Origin of the sequence: Deinococcus rhizophilus (assembly GCF_030271215.1) — a bacterium.
GTDB lineage: Bacteria > Deinococcota > Deinococci > Deinococcales > Deinococcaceae > Deinococcus > Deinococcus rhizophilus.
This window is the reverse complement of record NZ_JASNGB010000322.1, coordinates 1-1423: the sequence shown is the minus strand read 5'-3', so window position 1 is coordinate 1423 and position 1423 is coordinate 1. Positions and strand designations below refer to the sequence as shown.

At 74.1% G+C, this 1423-nt stretch carries 2 protein-coding genes; both read left to right on the top strand.

Annotated elements, in window-relative coordinates; genetic code table 11:
• Positions 1-1047, top strand: a 1047-nt coding sequence (locus QOL99_RS17045; protein WP_285525578.1) for an ABC transporter permease, incomplete at its 5' end; no start/stop codon positions are given.
• Positions 1044-1423, top strand: a 380-nt coding sequence (locus tag QOL99_RS17040; RefSeq protein WP_285525576.1) for an ABC transporter ATP-binding protein, incomplete at its 3' end; no start/stop codon positions are given. The genes QOL99_RS17045 and QOL99_RS17040, both read left to right, overlap by 4 nt.

Here is a 1423-nt window from a genome sequence, read left to right as displayed (position 1 = left end):
GGCTGGCAGGCGGCGCGGACGGTGGCGCTGCCGCTGGCGCTGCCCGGCCTCGCGGCAGGGTTCATTCTGGTGTTCCTGTACTCGGCCCTGAGTTTCGGGCTGCCGCTGGCGCTGGGGGGCGAACGCTACGCCACGCTGGAGGTCGAGATCTACACGCTGACGGCCTACCAGTTCCGGCTGTCGGAGGCGAGTGCCCTGATCGCCGGGCAACTCGCGCTGACGCTGGGAGCGACGTGGGCGTATGTGGCGCTGCTGCGCGGCGGGACGGGCGTGCCCGCGAGCGGCCTGCCTCCAGTGCGGGGCGGAGCAGCGGCGGGGCTGTGGAGTCTGGCGGCGCTGGTGGCCTTGATCTGCTTCGGGCCGCTGCTGGCCGTGGTGGCGCGGGGGCTGCTGGGGTCCGGGGGGCCGACCCTGGCCTACTGGCAGGGCATCCTCGCCGATCCGGAGACGCCGCTGCTGGTGGGCAACACGCTGCGTTTCGGGCTGTTGGCGCTGGCGGGGGCCACGCTGCTGGGTGGGCTGCACGCGTTGGGGGCGTGGCGGGCGCGGTCGCGCCTTCTCGATCTGCTGTCGCTGCTGCCGCTGATGGTGTCGCCCGTGAGTCTGGCGGTGGGCTACCTGCTGGCGTACCCGGCGCTGTCGGCCACGCTGCCCCTTCTGATCGCGGCGTACACGCTGCTGGGCTTTCCGCTGGTCACGCGCAGCGTGCTTCCGGCGTTGCGGGCGCTGCCGCCCCGGTTGACCGAGGCCGCCCGCAGTCTGGGAGCCGGAACGTGGGCGGCGCACCGCACGGTCACGCTGCCGCTCACGCTTCCGGCGCTGCGGGGCGGCGCGGCGCTCGCGCTGGCGACGGTGCTGGGCGAGTTCGGGGCCACGCTGGTGCTGACGCGGCCCGAGTGGGCCACCCTCAGCGTGGGGCTGTACGACCGCCTGGGCCGTCCCGGCGAACGCAATCTGGGCGAGGCCTGCGCGCTGGCGACGGTGCTGCTCTTTCTTGCGGCGGGAGCTTTCACGCTGCTGGACGGCGGGGAGGGGGAAGTCACGTGAGCCAGAATGCCGGGGTGTATCCCGCACTGACCCTCCACGGCCTCTCCAAACGCTACGGCTCCACCGTCGCCGCCGAGGACGTGTCACTGACCGTCGGGGCGGGCGAGACCGTGGCGCTGCTCGGCCCGAGCGGCTGCGGCAAGAGCACAGTGCTGCGCGGCGTGGCCGGACTGGAGCGCCCCGACGCCGGACGGGTCGAGATCGGCGGGCGGGACGTGACCCCCCTGCCCCCGGAAGCGCGGCACGTCGGGCTGGTCTTTCAGGACTACGCCCTGTTTCCGCACCTGAGCGTGCTGGGCAACGTCGCCTACGGTCCCCGGATGCGCGGGGCGCGGCGGGCCGAGGCCGAGGGGCGGGCACGCGAGGCGCTCGCGCT